Source organism: Vreelandella salicampi (genome assembly GCF_013415105.1).
GTDB lineage: Bacteria > Pseudomonadota > Gammaproteobacteria > Pseudomonadales > Halomonadaceae > Vreelandella > Vreelandella salicampi.
In genome coordinates, this window is sequence record NZ_JACCDF010000002.1 from 254,406 (window position 1) to 271,361 (window position 16,956).

The window sequence follows — 16,956 nt, forward strand, 5'->3', positions numbered from 1 at the left end:
CCCCTAGCGGTTAGCGGGGGTCACTGTCATTTATCGTCATTCGGAGAGACCTCTATGAGTCTGGAGACAAGAGAAGATCTCGATCCGACCGAAACCACGGAGTGGCTAGAATCCCTGGAATCGGTACTGGATCGTGAGGGCGAAGAGCGCGCCCGCTACCTGATGACCCGCTTGGCGGATCGTATGCGCCGAGATGGTATGAAGGTGCCCTTCTCAGTGACGACCCCGCACCGCAACACGCTTCCCGTTCACCGTGAAGCGCCGATGCCGGGCGATCTGTTTATGGAGCGCCGCATTCGCTCCTTAATTCGCTACAACGCGATCGCGCAGGTCATTCGTAATAACCGCGCCAAACCTGGTTTGGGCGGACATATTGCCAGCTTTATGTCCTCCGCGACGCTTTACGATGTCGGCTTTAACCACTTCTTCCGCGCCCCCAACGGCGATTTCGAAGGTGACCTGGTTTACATTCAGGGGCACGTTGCGCCCGGTATCTACGCGCGCTCGTTCTTGGAAGGTCGTCTAAACGAAGAGCAGATGGACAAATTCCGCCAGGAAGTTGACGGCGGTGGTCTTTCGTCTTACCCGCACCCGTGGCTGATGCCGGATTACTGGCAGTTCCCCACGGTGTCCATGGGCTTGGGGCCAATCATGGCGATCTACCAAGCCCACGTGATGAAGTATCTTGATTCGCGTGAAATGAAGGATATGCAGGATCGCAAGATCTGGTGCTTCATGGGCGATGGCGAGTGCGACGAGCCGGAATCCCTCGGCGCAATTTCGCTAGCCGGGCGTGAAAATCTCGATAACCTGATCTTCGTTATCAACTGTAACCTGCAGCGTCTTGATGGCCCAGTGCGCGGCAACTCGCGCGTGATGGACGAGTTGGAAGGTGTCTTCCGCGGTGCGGGTTGGAACGTGTTGAAGGTCGTCTGGGGTCGCCATTGGGATCCGCTATTCGAGCAAGATAAAAAAGGTGTGCTGCAAAAGCGCATGGACGAAGCGGTCGACGGCGAGTACCAGAACTACAAAGCCAACGGCGGTGGCTATACCCGCGAGCATTTCTTCGGCAAGTACCCCGAAACCGAAGCAATGGTCAACAATATGTCCGACGAGGACATCTGGAAGCTCAACCGTGGTGGCCACGATCCGTTCAAGGTCTATGCGGCCTATCACGAAGCGGTAAACAACGCCGCAGGCAAGCCGACGGTCATTCTGGCGCATACGGTGAAAGGCTATGGCATGGGTAGCGGCGATGGCGAAGCGGCCAACGAAGCGCACCAGGTCAAGAGCATGGAGCACGAAGCGCTGAAGACATTCCGTGATCGCTTCGGTATTCCGCTCACCGATGAGCAGCTCAAAGAAGTGCCGTATTACAAGCCGGATGATGACTCCCCCGAGCTTAAATACATGCACTTGCAGCGCGAACGTCTTGGTGGCTACCTGCCTCAGCGCCGCGCGGACTTTGAGTCGCTACCGATCCCGGCGCTGGAAGATAAAACCTTTGCCTCGCAGATGGGGGGCTCCAAAGGGCGTGAAGTCTCGACCACTATGGCCTTTGTGCGGATTCTCAACGGCTTGGTCAAAGACAAGAAAATCGGTAAGCAGGTGGTGCCCATCATTCCCGATGAAGCGCGCACCTTCGGCATGGAAGGCATGTTCCGCCAGCTCGGCATCTACACCTCAGAAGGTCAGAAGTACGAGCCGGTCGATAAAGGCCAGATCATGTTCTACCGCGAGGATAAGCAGGGCCAAATCCTCGAAGAAGGCATCAGTGAAGCCGGGGCGATGTCAGCGTGGATTGCGGCGGCGACGTCCTACAGCAACCACAATTTGCCGCTTCTGCCGTTTTATGTGTACTACTCCATGTTCGGCTTCCAGCGTATTGGCGATCTCGCTTGGGCGGCGGGTGATCTGCAGGCACGCGGCTTTATGGTCGGCGGCACCGCCGGGCGTACTACGCTCAACGGTGAAGGCTTGCAGCACCAAGATGGTCACAGCCTAATTCAGGCCTCTACCATCCCCAACTGCCGTAGCTACGATCCGACGTACGGTCACGAAGTGGCGGTCATCATGCAGGATGGTTTGAAGCGCATGTTCACCGAGAAGGAGAACTGCTTCTACTACCTGACCGTGATGAACGAAAACTACGAGCATCCGGCGCTCGACGACGTGCCTGCCGACGATATCGTTAAAGGCATGTATCTGCTGCGCGAAACGAAAGGTAAAAAAGGCCGCGTTCAGCTGATGGGCTCTGGCACCATTCTGCGTGAAGTCGAAGCGGCCGCCGAGCTCTTGGAAAACGACTGGGGCGTGGGCGCTGATATTTGGAGTGTGCCCAGCTTTAATGAGCTGCGCCGCGAAGCGCTGCTGATTGAGCGTACCGCTTTCTTAAACCCAGACGATGAGGCACCCAAGCCACACGTTACCCAGTGTTTGGAAGGTCGTGATGGCCCGGCGATTGCCGCTACCGACTACATGAAGCTCTATGCTGATCAGGTACGCGCTTGGGTACCCACCGACTACAGCGTGCTTGGCACCGATGGCTTTGGCCGTTCGGATACCCGCGAGAAGCTGCGCTACTTCTTTGAAGTGGACCGCTACTTCGTCACCGTGGCGGCGTTGAAAGCGCTGGCGGATCGTGGCGATATCGAGCGTAAGCGAGTGGGTGAGGCGCTGAAAAAGTACGCCATCGACCCATCCAAGCCCAACCCGCTGACCAGTTGATCCTTGCCTGCGGGGTTGCCCGCAGGCTTGTGACGAGTTGAGAGGAGCGCGACCTTGAGTAGCGAAATCATCAAAGTCCCCGATATCGGCGGCGACACCGATGTCGAAATCATTGAGATTGCGGTGTCGGAAGGCGACGTCATTGAGGCGGAAGACACCTTGATCACGCTGGAATCCGACAAGGCCAGCATGGATGTCCCGGCGCCCAAAGGCGGCAAGGTCATTAAGGTGCTGGTCAAAGAGGGTGACACTGTCTCGGAAGGCGACGACATCGTCGAAATCGAAGCGGAAGGTGAAGGCGGCGGCGAGAAAGAGACGGCATCAGCCGAATCTGCGCCAGAGCCTGACACTTCATCAGCGTCGTCATCGCAACAGCAAGAGGCGCCAAAATCCGCTTCTGGCGGCGGTGGCAAACAGACCGTGGATATCATCGTGCCGGATATTGGCGGCTCAGAAGACGTCGAAATTATCGAAGTGGCCGTCAGCGAAGGCGATGAGGTCAGCGCGGAAGATACGCTGATTACACTGGAGTCTGACAAAGCCTCGATGGACGTCCCCAGCCCGCATTCGGGCAAGATCGTGGCGTTTACGGCGAAAGAGGGCGATACCGTCTCTGAAGGAGATGTGATCGGCCAGATGGAAATCGCTGGTGAAGGTGGTGGTAGCGATCAAGCCGATAACGCGCCTGAACCCAAAGCGCCCGAAGGGAAAAGCGCTGACGCCGAGCCGCAGGAAGAGCAAGAAGAAGACGCTTCCAGCGGCGAGCCGGAGCGCAAAGAGATTCGCGTGCCGGATCTTTCCGGCTCTGCGGATGTGCCGATTATCGAAATTGGTGTTGCCGCCGGTGACGAGGTCAACGAGGAAGACCCGCTGATCACGCTGGAGTCCGATAAGGCGTCGATGGACGTACCGAGCCCGTACAAAGGCAAGCTTTTGGAACTTACGGTGAACGAAGGCGATACCGTCTCTGAAGGCGATGTGATCGGCTATATCGAAGTGGCCTCGGCCGGCGGCGCGAAGAAAGCGGCACCAAAAAAGGCTGCACCTGAAAAAGGCCAGTCTGAAAAAGCTTCATCCGAAAGAGCTCAGTCGAGCAAGCCTGCTGAGTCTCCGGCGGGAACCCCCAGCCCGGAAGCCCAGATGGCATCTCATAAGCCACGTGATGGCAAGTTGGTGCACGCTGGACCCGCGGTACGGATGCTGGCCCGCGAGCTGGGGGTCGATCTCGCCCTGGTTAAGCCAACCGGCCCCAAAGAGCGCGTGCTGAAAGAGGACGTGCAAAACTACGTCAAGCAGGCGCTGGCCAAAGGCAGCGCGCAAGCGGCGGCTCCTGCGGCAGCGGCGAGCGGTGGGGGTATCCCGCCGATTCCGGAAGTCGATTTCAGCCAGTTCGGTGAGGTCGAAGAGAAGCCGATGGGTCGTCTGCTCAAGATGGGCGCGACCAACCTGCACCGCAGCTGGCTCAACGTGCCGCACGTGACGCAGTTCGACGAGGCGGATATCACCGAGCTTGAAGCCTTCCGCAAGTCGATGAAGGCCGAAGCAGAAGCCCAAGGGGCCAAGCTCACGCCGCTGCCGTTTTTGGTCAAAGCGTGTGCCTTTGCGCTGCGTAAGTTCCCGCAGTTTAACGTCAGTCTAAAAGGCGACGGTGAGACGATGGTGTGGAAGAAATACGTTCATATCGGTATTGCCGTAGATACGCCGGAAGGCTTGATGGTGCCGGTTCTGCGCGACGCGGACAAAAAGTCCTTGATTGAGATCGCCAAGGATATGGCCGAGTTGGGCAAAAAAGCGCAGAACAAAAAGCTCAAACGCGAAGAGATGACTGGCGGCTGTTTCACCATTTCGAGCCTTGGCTCGATTGGCGGCACAGCATTTACGCCGATCGTCAACGCACCGGAAGTGGCGATCTTGGGCGTGTCGAAATCGCAGACGAAACCGGTTTGGGATGGTAGTACTTTCCAGCCGCGTTTGATGATGCCGCTGTCGCTATCCTACGATCACCGGGCCATTAATGGGGCAGACGCGGCGCGTTTCACTGCCTTCTTGGCCGATGTGTTGACCGATATCCGACGTTTGCTGCTGTAGACCCGGTACTATGCCCAGTACTATGTATGCATGACCCACGCATACCATTGCACGACCACCAGCGGCGCCTTCGGGCGCCGTTGGTGATTTTATCTGTACCAATACACGACCAAAGCGTTACGACCAAAGTGCAGCGTTAGCGGTAGATGGCTGTTTTGGAAGCGTAAAAGGTAGCAAAAAACATGGCTCTCAGGCTTTTGGGGAGTTGTGTCGCCTCATTGGCGCGGGTATTGTCGTGAATCTTATTTTTTATTCGTCATTCAAGGAGCAGTGCCATGCGTTTGATCCTGTTAGGCGCCCCGGGCGCAGGCAAGGGGACTCAGGCTCAATTTATTTGCGAGCAGTACAACATCCCGCAAATTTCCACCGGGGATATGCTGCGTGCAGCGATTAAAGAGGGCAGTGAGCTCGGCCTTAAGGTCAAAGAGATCATGAACACGGGTGGCCTAGTTTCAGACGATATCATCATCGACCTAGTGAAAGAGCGTATCGGCCAGCCAGATTGCGATAATGGCTTCCTGTTTGATGGTTTCCCCCGCACCATTCCGCAGGCGGATGCCATGAAAGAGGCGGGCGTTAAGCTGGACCACGTGCTGGAAATCGCCGTGCCAGATGAGGAAATCGTCAATCGCCTAGCGGGCCGTCGTGTCCACCCGGCATCAGGTCGCGTCTACCACGTGGAACACAATCCGCCCAAAGAGGTAGGCAAAGATGATGTCACCGGCGAGCCGTTGATTCAGCGTGACGATGATCAAGAATCGACCGTGCGTAACCGCTTAGCGGTTTACCACGAGCAAACCGCACCGCTGGTCGATTACTATCAGCAGTGGGCAAAAGAGGACCCCGACGCTGCGCCTAAGTATCATCGTGTGGAAGGGGTTGGCAGCGTGGACGATATTACGCGTCAAGTAAAAGAAGCGCTAAGTGCGTGAGTTGTGAATAGTGAGTGGTGAATTGTGAGAAGTGAGAAGTGAGTGGTGAGAGGTGAGAGGTGAGAGGTGAGAGGTGAGAGGTGAGAGGTGAGTGGTGAATTGTGATAAGTGGGGGTGATAAGTAAGTTGTGGTAGGTACGTTGCGATGACGTGCATGTGATGATGGCCCGCTGCGTGCGGGCCATCGTCGTTTAGGGATGGCGTGGGTATAATCTCAGCGGTTACTGGCTTTTAAGTAGGTACACTATATGTCGCTACACCTATTGGCGTTAGACGCCTCTTCCAGCGCGTGCTCGGCGGCGCTGTTGCGCCGTGATGGCGAGCACGAAACCTGCCTTGCGCGTTTCGAAATGACACCGCGCGCGCATACCCGGCGCCTAATGCCGATGGTGAATGATGTGCTCTCTGAAGCCGGTGTGACACCCGCTCAGCTTGACGCCGTGGCGTTTGGCCGTGGGCCGGGGTCTTTCACCGGTCTTCGAATTGCGGCGGGAACCGCGCAGGGCTTGGCTTTTGGCTTGGACTGTCCGCTCATCGGGGTATCTACATTGGAAGCGCTCGCATTGCAGGCTCACCGGCGTTTCCACTACCGCTACGTTGTGACGGCGATAGATGCCCGCATGGGGGAAATCTACGCGGCAGCGTGGCACTGCGCCGATGGACGTATCTCGGCACTAAGCGACGAAGCGGTGCTGCCGCCCGCGCGCTTTTCACTGCCACGCCAAGATACCGACTGGGCCGGTGTGGGCACAGGCTTTACGCTATGGGAGCAGTTTGCCGCCGAGGTACACGTTGCGATGTCGCAGCACTTAAGTGATATAGAGCCGCGCGCTGAAGAAATGGCGTGGCTAGCCGCGCGTGACTTTGACTCAGGCCTCGGGCAGTCGGCATATGACGCCCAGCCGGTCTACCTGCGTAACGACGTTGCTTGGAAAAAACCGGCATGACGCAGGACGGTATTTCTTTGCCGCCAGGGCTTGCCCTCGAGTCGCGAGAGGAGGGCTTGGTGCTGGCGGCGGATGAGGCGCGTTACGGCAAGCCTCTGCAGGTGGATTTTGTCGGCGGTAAAGCCGGGCATCGGCGTCGGTTCGGCGGTGGGCGCGGGCAGCTCGTGGCAAAAGCGTGTGGGTTGGCAAAAGGCGTGACCCCTAACGTGGTGGATGCCACCGCAGGGCTCGGTCGTGATGCGTTTGTGTTGGCTAGCCTGGGCGCCAAGGTGCTGCTTATCGAGCGGGTCGCGGCGATTGCGGCATTGCTGGAGGATGGCCTTAAACGCGCTTCAGAGCACGACGAAACGGCGGAGATTGCTGCCCGCATGACGCTACGTCACGGCGACGCAGCGCAATCGCTGGCGGAATTAGTGGCCGGCGCCCAGTTTGCGCCTCAGGTGATCCATCTGGACCCGATGTTTCCCCATCGCGAGAAATCGGCGCTGGTGAAAAAAGACATGCGCTTGTTTCGCGCGCTGGCCGGCGACGATAACGACGCTCCGCGGCTGCTTGAAGCGGCGCTCGATGTGGCCACTCACCGTGTGGTGGTCAAGCGGCCCCGTAAGGCGCCGCCTATTGCGGGGCCGGCGCCGCAGCATACCCTTGAAGGTAAAACCAGCCGCTACGATGTGTATGTGCATTATTCGTTAAAGCGCTAAGCTGGGGGTTAGCCAAAATGGTAAGGAGCCCACTATGCGCCACGGCTGGCATGCTCATAACCGCTTTACGCTGCTGCCGGAATCTAAGCGGTTTTTACCCGCGATGTTTACCGCGATTGAGCAGGCAGAGCACTATGTGTTTCTCGAGCTTTATCTCATGGAGTCTGGAACGCTTGCCGAGCGGGTCATTGATGCTCTAACACGAGCGGCACGCCGTGGCGTTCACGTTGCCCTGTTGTTGGACGGTTATGGCGCGATGGGGCTTTCAAACGCCGATCGTCGGCGTCTACACGAGGGAGGTGTGGCGCTGCGCTTTTTTAACCCCTTGGGCTTTCACTCTTTGGCGCGCAATTTAAGCCGTGACCATCGCAAAATCATGCTAGTGGATGGCCAGATGGCGTTTGTGGGCGGTTTTGGTGCCGTGGATGCGTTTCTTAATGCTTGGTATGAAATCGCCGTGTGTGCCGAAGGGCCGGTAGTGACGGATTGGGAGGCGCTCTTTCGCCAACTTTGGGATTCACGCATGACGCGCGATTATTTAATCGACAAGCCCGCTATGACGCTCCCGTCATCGCGTGTCGATCCACAGCGCCCGAAGGGAGAGATGCGGGGGCGTTCCATGGACGGACGCGGCTATCGCTATCAGGCCATTCGCCGCTCGTTGCACCAACGTGTGGATGGCACCGCAACGCGGTTATGGCTCTGCACTCCTTATTTTGTCCCCACGTTTACTCTACGGCGGCGCTTGGCCCGGGCCGCCCGGCGTGGCGTCGATGTGCGTTTGCTGCTACCCGGCAGCGAAAACGATCACCCAGGCGTGCGTTACGCGTCGCAGCGCTTTTATCACGCACTGCTGAAAGCGGGCGTGCGCATTTTCGAGTTTCAGCCGACCTTTATTCATGCCAAATTTGTCTTGGCTGACAACTGGAGCAGCATTGGCTCGTGCAATTTCGATCACTGGAACTTGCACTGGAATTTAGAAGCCAACCAAGAAGTGGATGATCCGCACTTTGCAGAGGAAGTGCGCGAGCTGTTTGAACGTAACTTTGCCACCAGTGACGAAGTGGATTCGGCTGCGTGGGCAGCCCGCCCCTGGCCGCAGCGAGCCAAGGAGTGGCTATACGGCACCCTTGATAGCTTGGTCACGCGCCTTAAATGATTAGCATTTTTTGCCCTTGGCCGGGGTTTTCTTGCGCGGTTTGGGCTTCGGGGTTTCCGGGGGCACGCGGTAGTGCAAGTAAAGGTCGAGAAGAAGCTCGGGAAGTTGAACGACGAATGCCTCTTGGCGGGTACCGTCGCTTGCCAGCTCGGCCATATCGGGCTCATCATCAAACAGACTTGAGAGCAGCATAAACGGCAGCAGAAGTGTGGCGGCGGCTTCTTCATCGTCGGCAAACCAGGCGCTTTCATCGCAAAAGACGCCTTCCATGAACCCTGCACACCAGTCACCAATGGGGGTTTCTTCCGCGGGGAGGCCGTCGAGCGTCAACTCAAACGGAAGCTCCGGCAGCCCTCCTTGCTCAAGCACGGCCATAGCGTTGTCGCGCAGGGCGGCAAGCAAGCCGATAATCTCGTTGCGTTCGGCATCGTCAGTATAACGCGGCTCGCCTTGAAAGAGTTCGGCTAGCCACTCGGCATTGGGAAGCTCGCTGGGCGCCACGGCCAGCGCGACCATAAAACCATGGGCTGAAATCAGATCGAGCGCGTCGTCATCGACTTGCTCGGAGTCGAGAAAGTCATCTAAGCGGTCAAGCTGCTCGTCGTCGAGTAGCGGCTGTGGGGGCGTCGCTTCGGGGGCGTTGTCGCGCGGTGACATACAGAGCCTCTAGCAGAAAAGTCAAAGGGTAGGATGTGAGCAGTTTATCATCAAACGGATATCTTCAAACCCAGGCGGCGCCGATGCCAGCGTGGCCGGCAGAGCAGCTTGCGGCACTGGGTGAAGCGGCGCTTATCGATGCGGCCAGGGCTCGTGTTGAGCAGGCCTGGCAGCGCTGTCGTGAGGTTTATCCGGCGCTGGTGCAGCCCAAGGTGTGGTTTGATCTTAAAGGCGCCTCAGCCGGGCAGGCGCATCTGGGCCGCGGTGGCTTGCGCTTCAACCCGGTGCTGCTCAGTGAGAACCGCAGCGCGTTTTTTGACCAGGTGATTCCCCATGAAATGGCCCACTGGATGGTCTTCCATCTTCAGAATGGCCCGCGCTTAAAGCCGCATGGCCGCGAATGGCAAGCCGTTATGCGCGACCTTTTTGGCTTACCGCCTGATGTGACTCACCGTTTCGATATTAAACGCGCACAACGAGCGCCATACCGTTATGCATGCGCGTGCCGCCAACACGCCTTTACCACGCAGCGCCACGCACGCGCCCAAGGAGGGCAGCGCTATCGTTGCCGCCATTGCGCTCAGACCTTGGTCTATTGCGGCCGTGAAGCGCCGTAAATAGTAGTATAAGTCTTTGTTATTTCAATAAAAAATGTTAATACCAATGTCTAAAGGGAAGGGCGCGCTTTGGGGTTTATGCTAGGAGGACATTCATAATAGTAATGCCGGTGCAGTAAATAACAATTCCGGCTACATTCTTATAGAGAGTGCATTTCCACGGACAGAGGCAATTTCATGAGCGAACAACAGAATGTCTATCCGGTGCGCGACGATATCGCCGCCAATGCTTGGGCCGATGAAAAAACGTATGCGGCCATGTACCAGCGTTCGGTAGATGACCCGGAAGGCTTCTGGGCCGAACAGGCAAAGCGCCTTGACTGGATTAAAGCCCCGAACAAGATCAAAAGCACCTCGTTTGATCGTCATAACGTGGACATCCGCTGGTTCGAAGACGGCGAGTTGAACGTGGCAGCAAACTGCCTAGATCGCCATCTTGAAACGCGCGGCGACCAAACCGCGATCATTTGGGAAGGCGACGACCCTAACGACACTAAGCATATTTCCTACCGTGAACTCTACGAGCGCACCAATCAGCTGGCGAATGCGCTCAAAGAGCTAGGCGTAAGCAAAGGCGATACCGTCACGCTTTACATGCCCATGATTCCTGAGGCGGCTATGGCCATGCTGGCTTGTGCCCGTATTGGTGCGGTGCACTCGGTCGTTTTCGGTGGCTTCTCGCCGGATGCCGTGGCACAGCGCGTGATCGGTGCTAACTCCAAGCTCGTCATCACCGCTGATGAATCCGTACGCGGCGGTAAACAGGTGCCGCTAAAAGATAACGTGGACGCGGCTTTGACTCGTGATGGCACTGATGTGTGCAAGAACGTGTTGGTCGTGAAGCGCACCGGCGGCGATATCGACTGGAAAGAGGGCCGCGACCTATGGTTCGGTGATCTGGTCGATAAGCAGTCTACCGAGTGTGAGCCCGAAGCGGTGGGCGGGGAAGATCCGCTGTTTATTCTATACACCTCGGGTTCTACCGGCGCGCCGAAAGGCCTTAAGCATACCACCGGCGGTTATCTCACCTTTGCTGCGATGACCCACCAGTATGTTTTCGACTATCAAGATGGCGAAGTTTTCTGGTGCACCGCCGACGTGGGCTGGGTAACAGGGCATAGCTACATCGTTTACGGCCCGCTCGCCAACGGCGCTACCACGCTAATGTTTGAAGGCGTGCCGAGCTACCCAAGCCATGGCCGTATTGGCGAGATTGTCGATAAGCACAAGGTCAACATTCTCTACACCGCGCCGACTGCCGTGCGTGCGCTGATGGCCCACGGTGACAGCGTGATGGATTCGAGCTCACGCGAAAGCTTGCGCCTACTCGGTTCGGTCGGTGAACCGATCAACCCCGAGGCGTGGGAGTGGTTCTACCGCGTGATCGGCAACGAGAAGTGCCCGATTGTCGATACCTGGTGGCAAACCGAAACCGGCGGCATCATGATTTCGCCGTTGCCGGGCGCCACTGCACTGAAGCCGGGCTCCGCAACCAAGCCGTTTTTCGGTGTGCAGCCTGCGCTGGTGGATAATGAAGGCAACATGCTTGAGGGTGCCACCGAGGGTAACTTGGTAATCCTCGATTCCTGGCCGGGCCAGGCTCGTTCCATTTGGGGTGACCATGACCGCTTCGTACAGACGTATTTCTCGACCTACGACAACATGTACTTCACCGGCGACGGCTGCCGTCGCGATGAAGACGGGTATTACTGGATCACCGGCCGCGTAGACGACGTCCTCAACGTCTCTGGACACCGCATGGGTACCGCGGAAATCGAATCGTCGCTGGTAGCACACGATGCGGTTGCCGAAGCGGCCGTGGTGGGCTATCCGCACGATATCAAAGGCCAAGGTATCTACATCTATGTCACCCTCAACGATGGCATTGACCCCACCGATGAGCTCAAAAAAGAGCTGACCAAATGGGTGCGTAAAGATATCGGCCCAATTGCCTCGCCGGATGTGATCCAGTGGGCGCCGGGGATGCCGAAAACGCGCTCGGGCAAGATTATGCGCCGCATTCTGCGCAAAATCGCCGCCAATGAGTGTGATGGCCTAGGGGATACCAGTACGTTGGCAGACCCGAGTGTGGTCGATGAGCTTATTGAGCACCGCGTTAATCAGTAATTGTTAATGCTGAAATAACGCACGACCACTCACCGTTCAGCGGTTATTACTGTGCCGGCTCTTGAGCCGGCACAGTTGTTTCTAAGTTATCGCCGTAAATGCGACAAATTGTCCACGCTAGGCTTGGGAATAGAGAAGGGCATGGGGTACCATGCTGCCAACGTATACGTTCCAAGCGTATGGCCTAGCGTCGCGGCGGGTAGCTTGTTGTGACTGCTGCATAAGAAACCGGAGGAACATCCATGGCAATCGCCCATAAATTTATCGTCGCAGACGACCATCCCCTGTTTCGTGCTGCGTTGACACAAGCATTGCGTCAACTAGCCCCGCAGGCTGAAATTGTCGAAGCTGACACAATGGAAGCAACGACGGAGGTGGTGAATCGCCACCCAGACGCTGATCTGATTCTTCTGGATTTACACATGCCGGGCGCTCACGGCTTTTCTGGGCTGATTCAACTGCGTGGGCAAATGCCCGATATCCCGGTTGCGGTGGTATCGGGCAGCGACGAGCCTTATGTGGTACGCCGTGCGATTGATTACGGTGCCTCGGGCTTTATCCCTAAGTCCTCCTCGCTACAGTTGATTGCTGAAGCGGTGGGTGAGATTTTAGATGGGGAAGTATGGTTGCCGGAAGCCTTAGCGGGCGTACTCGATGAGACCAACGAAGAAGAAACCCGCTTTGCTGAGGCGATTGCTTCTCTTACGCCGCAACAGTTCCGCGTGCTGAACATGCTCACCGAAGGACTGTTAAACAAGCAAATTGCCTACGAGTTGAGTGTGTCTGAGGCGACTATTAAAGCGCACGTAACGGCGATTTTGCGTAAGTTGGGCGTGCACTCGCGCACTCAGGCCGTCATTGCTGCGCAGAAGCTGGAAGTTGAGCCGCCTAAGGTAGAGTCTTAAACGGCCCTTAAAGCAGGCGTTAACGTAACGATTATTGTGCTGCCCGGTTGGCTTGCAGTGTGCGTGTCAGCAGGGCACGCAGCGCCGCCGGGCGCACTGGCTTGAGCAGCAGCTGGTAACCAGCACGTTTTATCTCCTCCGCCACATCTTCCGTTCTATCGGCAGTAATCACAATCCCCGGCACTACGCCTTCAAATCGCTCGCTCAGCGCTTCTAACGCCATTAGCCCGGTGACTTCGTTATCGAGGTGGTAGTCGGCCAGAATAGCGTCGGGGTCGCCGTCCATATTGCGCAGAATGGATTTAGCGCCGCCAATGCTGGTGGCGGTAAATACTTCGCAGCCCCAGCCACTTAGCATAGCCGTCATGCCTTCGAGGATCAGCGTCTCGTTGTCGATACAGACAATACGTGTGCCGGCGAGCTTCTTGTTGGCGCGGCGGGTCTTCGGCTCCTGATCGGCCTCGCTTATCTCTCTGGCTGCGACGATGGGGACGCTGACGGCAAAGACCGTTCCGCTTCCTTCCCACGAACGCACTTTGATTGGATGGTCAAGCACGCGGCTCATACGGTCGGCAATCGAGAGCCCCAGCCCTAAGCCTTTCTCGCTTTCTTTATGCCGTGAAGTTTGATCCAAACGGCGAAATTCCTGAAAGATTTCGGAAAGTTTGGAGTCAGGTATCCCAGGGCCGGAATCCCACACCTCAATACTCAAACGCTCGCCATGACGGCGACAACCGAGTAGCACGCGGCCCTCTTGGGTGTAGCGCAGTGCGTTAGAGAGAAAGTTTTGAATAATCCGGCGCAGCATTTGCGGGTCGGAATCGACCCACTGTTTCGTCGTGACGACGTCTAAATCCAACCCGCGATCATCCGCCATGACGTCAAACTCCGCACGCAGCGGCTGAAAAATATCGGCGAGTGCGAAGTGACTGCGTCGCGGGGTTAGCGCGCCAGCATCGAGCTTGGAAATATCCAGCAGCGTACCCAGCAGCTCTTCAGCGGCTTGCAGCGAGTTATCGATATGGCCGATGGTGCGCTGATGGTTTGCGTCTTGCATATCGTGCAACAGCGCGGAGGTGAATAGCCGCGCGGCGTTAAGCGGTTGCAGTAGGTCGTGGCTCGCCGCGGCCAGGAAGCGCGTTTTCGATGCGTTGGCATCTTCGGCCACCTGCTTGGCTTGGCGTAGTGCCTGCTCCGCTTCGGCGCGCACGCGGTTCTCCTGGCGTAGCGCCGCGTTAGCTTCTGAAAGCGCTTGTGTGCGCTCGCGCACCCGCTCTTCCAGCGTTTCATTGGTCTCTTTGAGGGCGATTTCGGCCTGGCGACGTTCGGTAATGTCTTGGTATAGGGCAAAAAAGCCGAGAATCGACTGGCTGTCGCCAAAGTGCGGCGTATAGGTCACCAGCATATAGCGCATCGTACCGTTTAAACGCAGGGAGACCTCAAAGCTGACCCGCTCGCCCTGTAGGGTTTTGTTTACCCAGGGTGCGCGTTCTTCGGACTGTTTCAGCGGCAGAACGTCTTCGTAGCGTTTGCCGATTACCGCGTTGCGGTCGATGTTGAAGGCCTGTTCGTAGGCCCGGTTGGTAAACAGGTAGCGACCTTCTTTATCAAAATAGGCGATCAGTGCCGGGACGTTGTCGGTATAAATACGGATATTGTTTTCTGAGCGAATCAGCGCCTCTTCGATACGCTTTTGCTGGGTAATGTCCTGGTACGTATAGACAAAACCACCGCCAGGCATCGGGTTGCCCTGAACTTCGAGCACGCTACCATCTTGGCGGTAACGCACGTAACGGTGAGGTTGCCCTTCGCGGATATTATCGAGCAACAGTTGCACGTGCTCTTCCGGGTCGCCGGGGCCGTATTCACCGTTGTGGGCGTTATAACGGAAAATACGATCTATCGGCGCGCCGACACGAATCAGATGATCAGGGAAGCGGAAGAGCTCTAAATAGCGCTGGTTCCATACCACCAAACGCAGGTTTTGATCGACGACGCTGATGCCCTGGTTGATGTTCTCGATCGTGGCTTGTAGCAGCGCGCGGTTGAACTCCAGCACCTGCGATGCTTCGTCAACAATCGAGATAACATCGGAAATACCGATGCCGCGCCCCTGAAGCGCCGAGTTGACCACGATGCGGGCCGAGGAGGCCCCGAGCACCGAGGCCAAAAAGCGTTCGGTAAACTGGATCACGTCAATAGACGCGCGGGTGCTCTCCTCCAGCGGTTTGCCGGTGCGTCGTGCGTAGTCGGCGAAAGCGCGCCCCACTTGGCCGGCGCCTAAAAAGCGCTCGCACAGCACTTTTAAGTCGCCCACGGTGGTTGCGCCTGTCCACGGGCGGTTGACCGACGTTTGGCGCGTCTCAACGCTATCAACGAATAAAGAGGCTTGAATGCGCTCAATCACGCGCTGTGACGTCACTTGGGAGACAAAGATATAGCAGAACAGATTGACGCCGAGAGAAAGCATCACGCCGTGGGTAAAACTGTCGCCGAGATTAAGGCCAAACAGCGCTGTCGGCGCAAGCCACGCTAAGCCGAGTGGGCCACCGTCAAACCACGTGCTTGGCAGCACACCGGCATTAATCATAGCCGGCATGAGCAGGCTATAGGCCCAGATAGCAAAGCCGGTATTCATGCCAGCAATGACCCCCAGGCGGTTGCCACGCTTCCAATAAAGCCCCCCGATGATGGCCGGAGCAAACTGTGCCGCAGCGGCAAAGGAGAGCATGCCGATGGCGGCCAGTGAGGAGAACTCGGCAATCAAATGATAGAAGCCGTATGCCATGGCGAGTACGGCAACGATGGTCAACCGGCGTGCGCGCAGCACCAAACGGCCGTAGTCGCGAGCTTTGGTGTCAAACCAGCGTAAGCGGAACAGCGCCGGAATGACGATCTCGTTAGAGATCATGATCGACACCGCGACCGCTGCCACAATGACCATGCCGGTAGACGCGGAGAACCCGCCGATGAAGGTTAAAAGGGTTAGCCAATCCTGACCCGAGGCCATAGCCAAAGCGAGGACGTAACTGTCAGGCTCCACCGAGGTATCGGCGAACAGCCATAAACCCGCTGCCGCAAGCGGAACGACAAAAAACGCGATAGCGACAAGGTAAAGCGGGAATAGCCAGCGTGCTTTGCTGGCGTCGTCAGAGTGCGTGTTTTCTACCACCGCGACATGGAATTGGCGTGGCAGGCAGAGAATTGCCAGCATTGCGAGCAGTGTTTGCGCCCAGAAACCCTGGCCAAAATCTTGGTTTGCCAGCTGCCGCTGAAGTTCCAGTTGGGTTTCGGCAAAGCCCATTAACTCGCCGAGCCCGTCAAACATCCCCCAGGTGACAAACGCGCCGAGCACGAGAAACGCCACGAGCTTAACCATTGATTCAAACGCGACGGCGTGAATCAGCCCTTCGTGGTGCTCGGTTGCATCGGTATGACGGGTGCCGAACAGAATGGCGAAGGCCGCCATCACAATGGCGATGTAAAACGCTGTATCGCCGAAAAGCGGCGTATGCGTAACATCGGTGGCATCGGTTAACACGCTAAACGAGGTGGAGACCGCTTTCAGCTGCAGGGCGATATAGGGCAGGGTGCCGACGAGGGCGACTAGGCTAGCAAAGGCGGCAAGCGATTGGGCTTTGCCGTAGCGCGAAGCGATGAAATCGGCAATGGACGTTACGTTTTGGTGCTTGGCGACACGGATCATTTTGGCCAGTACCGGCCAGAAAAGTAAGAAGGTAAGAATGGGGCCGACGAAAATGCTGGCAAACGACCAGCCCTCTGTGGCGGCTTGCCCCACGGCGCCGTAAAACGTCCACGACGTGCAGTAAATCGCCAGTGCGAGGCTGTAGATAATCGGCCGACGGCGGCTGGCGCCATGGAGTCGCGCCCGGCGGTCACCGTACCACGCGATACCAAAAAGCACCGCGATGTACAAAAGCGATACCGCGACCAGTAGCCCACCATGAAACATAAGACGCTCCCGCGCAAAGCCTTAAAGCAACGTTGTGTTACTCATTGCCGCTCAAAAAGGCTCATTCTAGGGGAAATTGCCCCAAGCGTCAGTGCTAAAGGGCGGGTGTCGTTTTGCGAAAGG

At 57.2% G+C, this 16,956-nt stretch carries 11 protein-coding genes; 9 read left to right on the top strand and 2 right to left on the bottom strand.

Annotation, left to right across the window (positions count from 1 at the left end):
- Positions 1-54 precede the first annotated feature (54 nt).
- The 6 genes from aceE (at position 55) to HZS81_RS04045 (ending at position 8,554) form a co-directional block, all read left to right on the top strand.
- The gene (aceE, locus tag HZS81_RS04020; protein ID WP_179929263.1) at positions 55-2,727 is read left to right on the top strand and encodes a pyruvate dehydrogenase (acetyl-transferring), homodimeric type; all 2,673 of its coding nucleotides are present in this window, start codon (positions 55-57) and stop codon (positions 2,725-2,727) included.
- A gap of 54 nt (positions 2,728-2,781) precedes the next feature.
- Positions 2,782-4,815, top strand: a complete 2,034-nt coding sequence (aceF, locus tag HZS81_RS04025) for a pyruvate dehydrogenase complex dihydrolipoyllysine-residue acetyltransferase (protein ID WP_179929264.1) — start codon at positions 2,782-2,784, stop codon at positions 4,813-4,815.
- 275 nt (positions 4,816-5,090) lie between these two features.
- The gene (gene adk, locus HZS81_RS04030; RefSeq protein ID WP_179929265.1) at positions 5,091-5,747 is read left to right on the top strand and encodes an adenylate kinase; all 657 of its coding nucleotides are present in this window, start codon (positions 5,091-5,093) and stop codon (positions 5,745-5,747) included.
- Positions 5,748-5,995: 248 nt separating this feature from the next.
- Positions 5,996-6,694 (top strand): tRNA (adenosine(37)-N6)-threonylcarbamoyltransferase complex dimerization subunit type 1 TsaB, encoded by a 699-nt coding sequence (gene tsaB / locus HZS81_RS04035; RefSeq protein ID WP_179929266.1) that lies wholly within the window; start codon positions 5,996-5,998, stop codon positions 6,692-6,694.
- Positions 6,691-7,395, top strand: a complete 705-nt coding sequence (locus HZS81_RS04040; RefSeq protein WP_179929267.1) for a class I SAM-dependent methyltransferase — start codon at positions 6,691-6,693, stop codon at positions 7,393-7,395. Before tsaB ends, HZS81_RS04040 begins: the two co-directional genes overlap by 4 nt.
- Before the next feature lie 34 nt (positions 7,396-7,429).
- Positions 7,430-8,554: a phospholipase D-like domain-containing protein gene (locus HZS81_RS04045; protein WP_179929268.1), complete on the top strand. Its 1,125-nt coding sequence runs from the start codon at positions 7,430-7,432 to the stop codon at positions 8,552-8,554.
- On the opposite strand, the gene HZS81_RS04050 is transcribed toward HZS81_RS04045, so the two are convergent.
- Entirely contained in the window at positions 8,555-9,211 is a 657-nt protein-coding gene (locus HZS81_RS04050; protein ID WP_179929269.1) for a UPF0149 family protein, read from the bottom strand.
- A gap of 83 nt (positions 9,212-9,294) precedes the next feature.
- On the opposite strand from HZS81_RS04050, the gene HZS81_RS04055 reads away from it, so the two are divergent.
- The 3 genes from HZS81_RS04055 (at position 9,295) to HZS81_RS04065 (ending at position 12,860) form a co-directional block, all read left to right on the top strand.
- Positions 9,295-9,828, top strand: coding sequence for a SprT family zinc-dependent metalloprotease (locus HZS81_RS04055; RefSeq protein ID WP_179929270.1), 534 nt, complete (start codon positions 9,295-9,297; stop codon positions 9,826-9,828).
- Positions 9,829-10,005: 177 nt separating this feature from the next.
- Positions 10,006-11,955, top strand: coding sequence for an acetate--CoA ligase (gene acs, locus HZS81_RS04060; RefSeq protein WP_179929271.1), 1,950 nt, complete (start codon positions 10,006-10,008; stop codon positions 11,953-11,955).
- Between the two features lie 242 nt (positions 11,956-12,197).
- Positions 12,198-12,860: a response regulator gene (locus tag HZS81_RS04065; protein ID WP_179929272.1), complete on the top strand. Its 663-nt coding sequence runs from the start codon at positions 12,198-12,200 to the stop codon at positions 12,858-12,860.
- A gap of 31 nt (positions 12,861-12,891) precedes the next feature.
- Here HZS81_RS04065 and HZS81_RS04070 read toward each other — a convergent pair whose 3' ends face one another.
- Positions 12,892-16,833, bottom strand: a complete 3,942-nt coding sequence (locus HZS81_RS04070; RefSeq protein ID WP_179929273.1) for a hybrid sensor histidine kinase/response regulator — start codon at positions 16,831-16,833, stop codon at positions 12,892-12,894.
- Positions 16,834-16,956: the final 123 nt, after the last annotated feature.

What these genes read in the sequence shown, in the direction of transcription:
- HZS81_RS04055 (WP_179929270.1), top strand. Translation starts at nt 9,295, where the DNA reads ATGCCAGCGTGGCCGGCAGAGCAGCTTGCGGCACTGGGTGAAGCGGCG.
- HZS81_RS04050 (WP_179929269.1), bottom strand. Translation starts at nt 9,211, where the DNA reads ATGTCACCGCGCGACAACGCCCCCGAAGCGACGCCCCCACAGCCGCTA.
- acs (WP_179929271.1), top strand. Translation starts at nt 10,006, where the DNA reads ATGAGCGAACAACAGAATGTCTATCCGGTGCGCGACGATATCGCCGCC.
- adk (WP_179929265.1), top strand. Translation starts at nt 5,091, where the DNA reads ATGCGTTTGATCCTGTTAGGCGCCCCGGGCGCAGGCAAGGGGACTCAG.
- HZS81_RS04045 (WP_179929268.1), top strand. Translation starts at nt 7,430, where the DNA reads ATGCGCCACGGCTGGCATGCTCATAACCGCTTTACGCTGCTGCCGGAA.
- HZS81_RS04065 (WP_179929272.1), top strand. Translation starts at nt 12,198, where the DNA reads ATGGCAATCGCCCATAAATTTATCGTCGCAGACGACCATCCCCTGTTT.
- HZS81_RS04070 (WP_179929273.1), bottom strand. Translation starts at nt 16,833, where the DNA reads ATGTTTCATGGTGGGCTACTGGTCGCGGTATCGCTTTTGTACATCGCG.
- aceE (WP_179929263.1), top strand. Translation starts at nt 55, where the DNA reads ATGAGTCTGGAGACAAGAGAAGATCTCGATCCGACCGAAACCACGGAG.
- HZS81_RS04040 (WP_179929267.1), top strand. Translation starts at nt 6,691, where the DNA reads ATGACGCAGGACGGTATTTCTTTGCCGCCAGGGCTTGCCCTCGAGTCG.
- tsaB (WP_179929266.1), top strand. Translation starts at nt 5,996, where the DNA reads ATGTCGCTACACCTATTGGCGTTAGACGCCTCTTCCAGCGCGTGCTCG.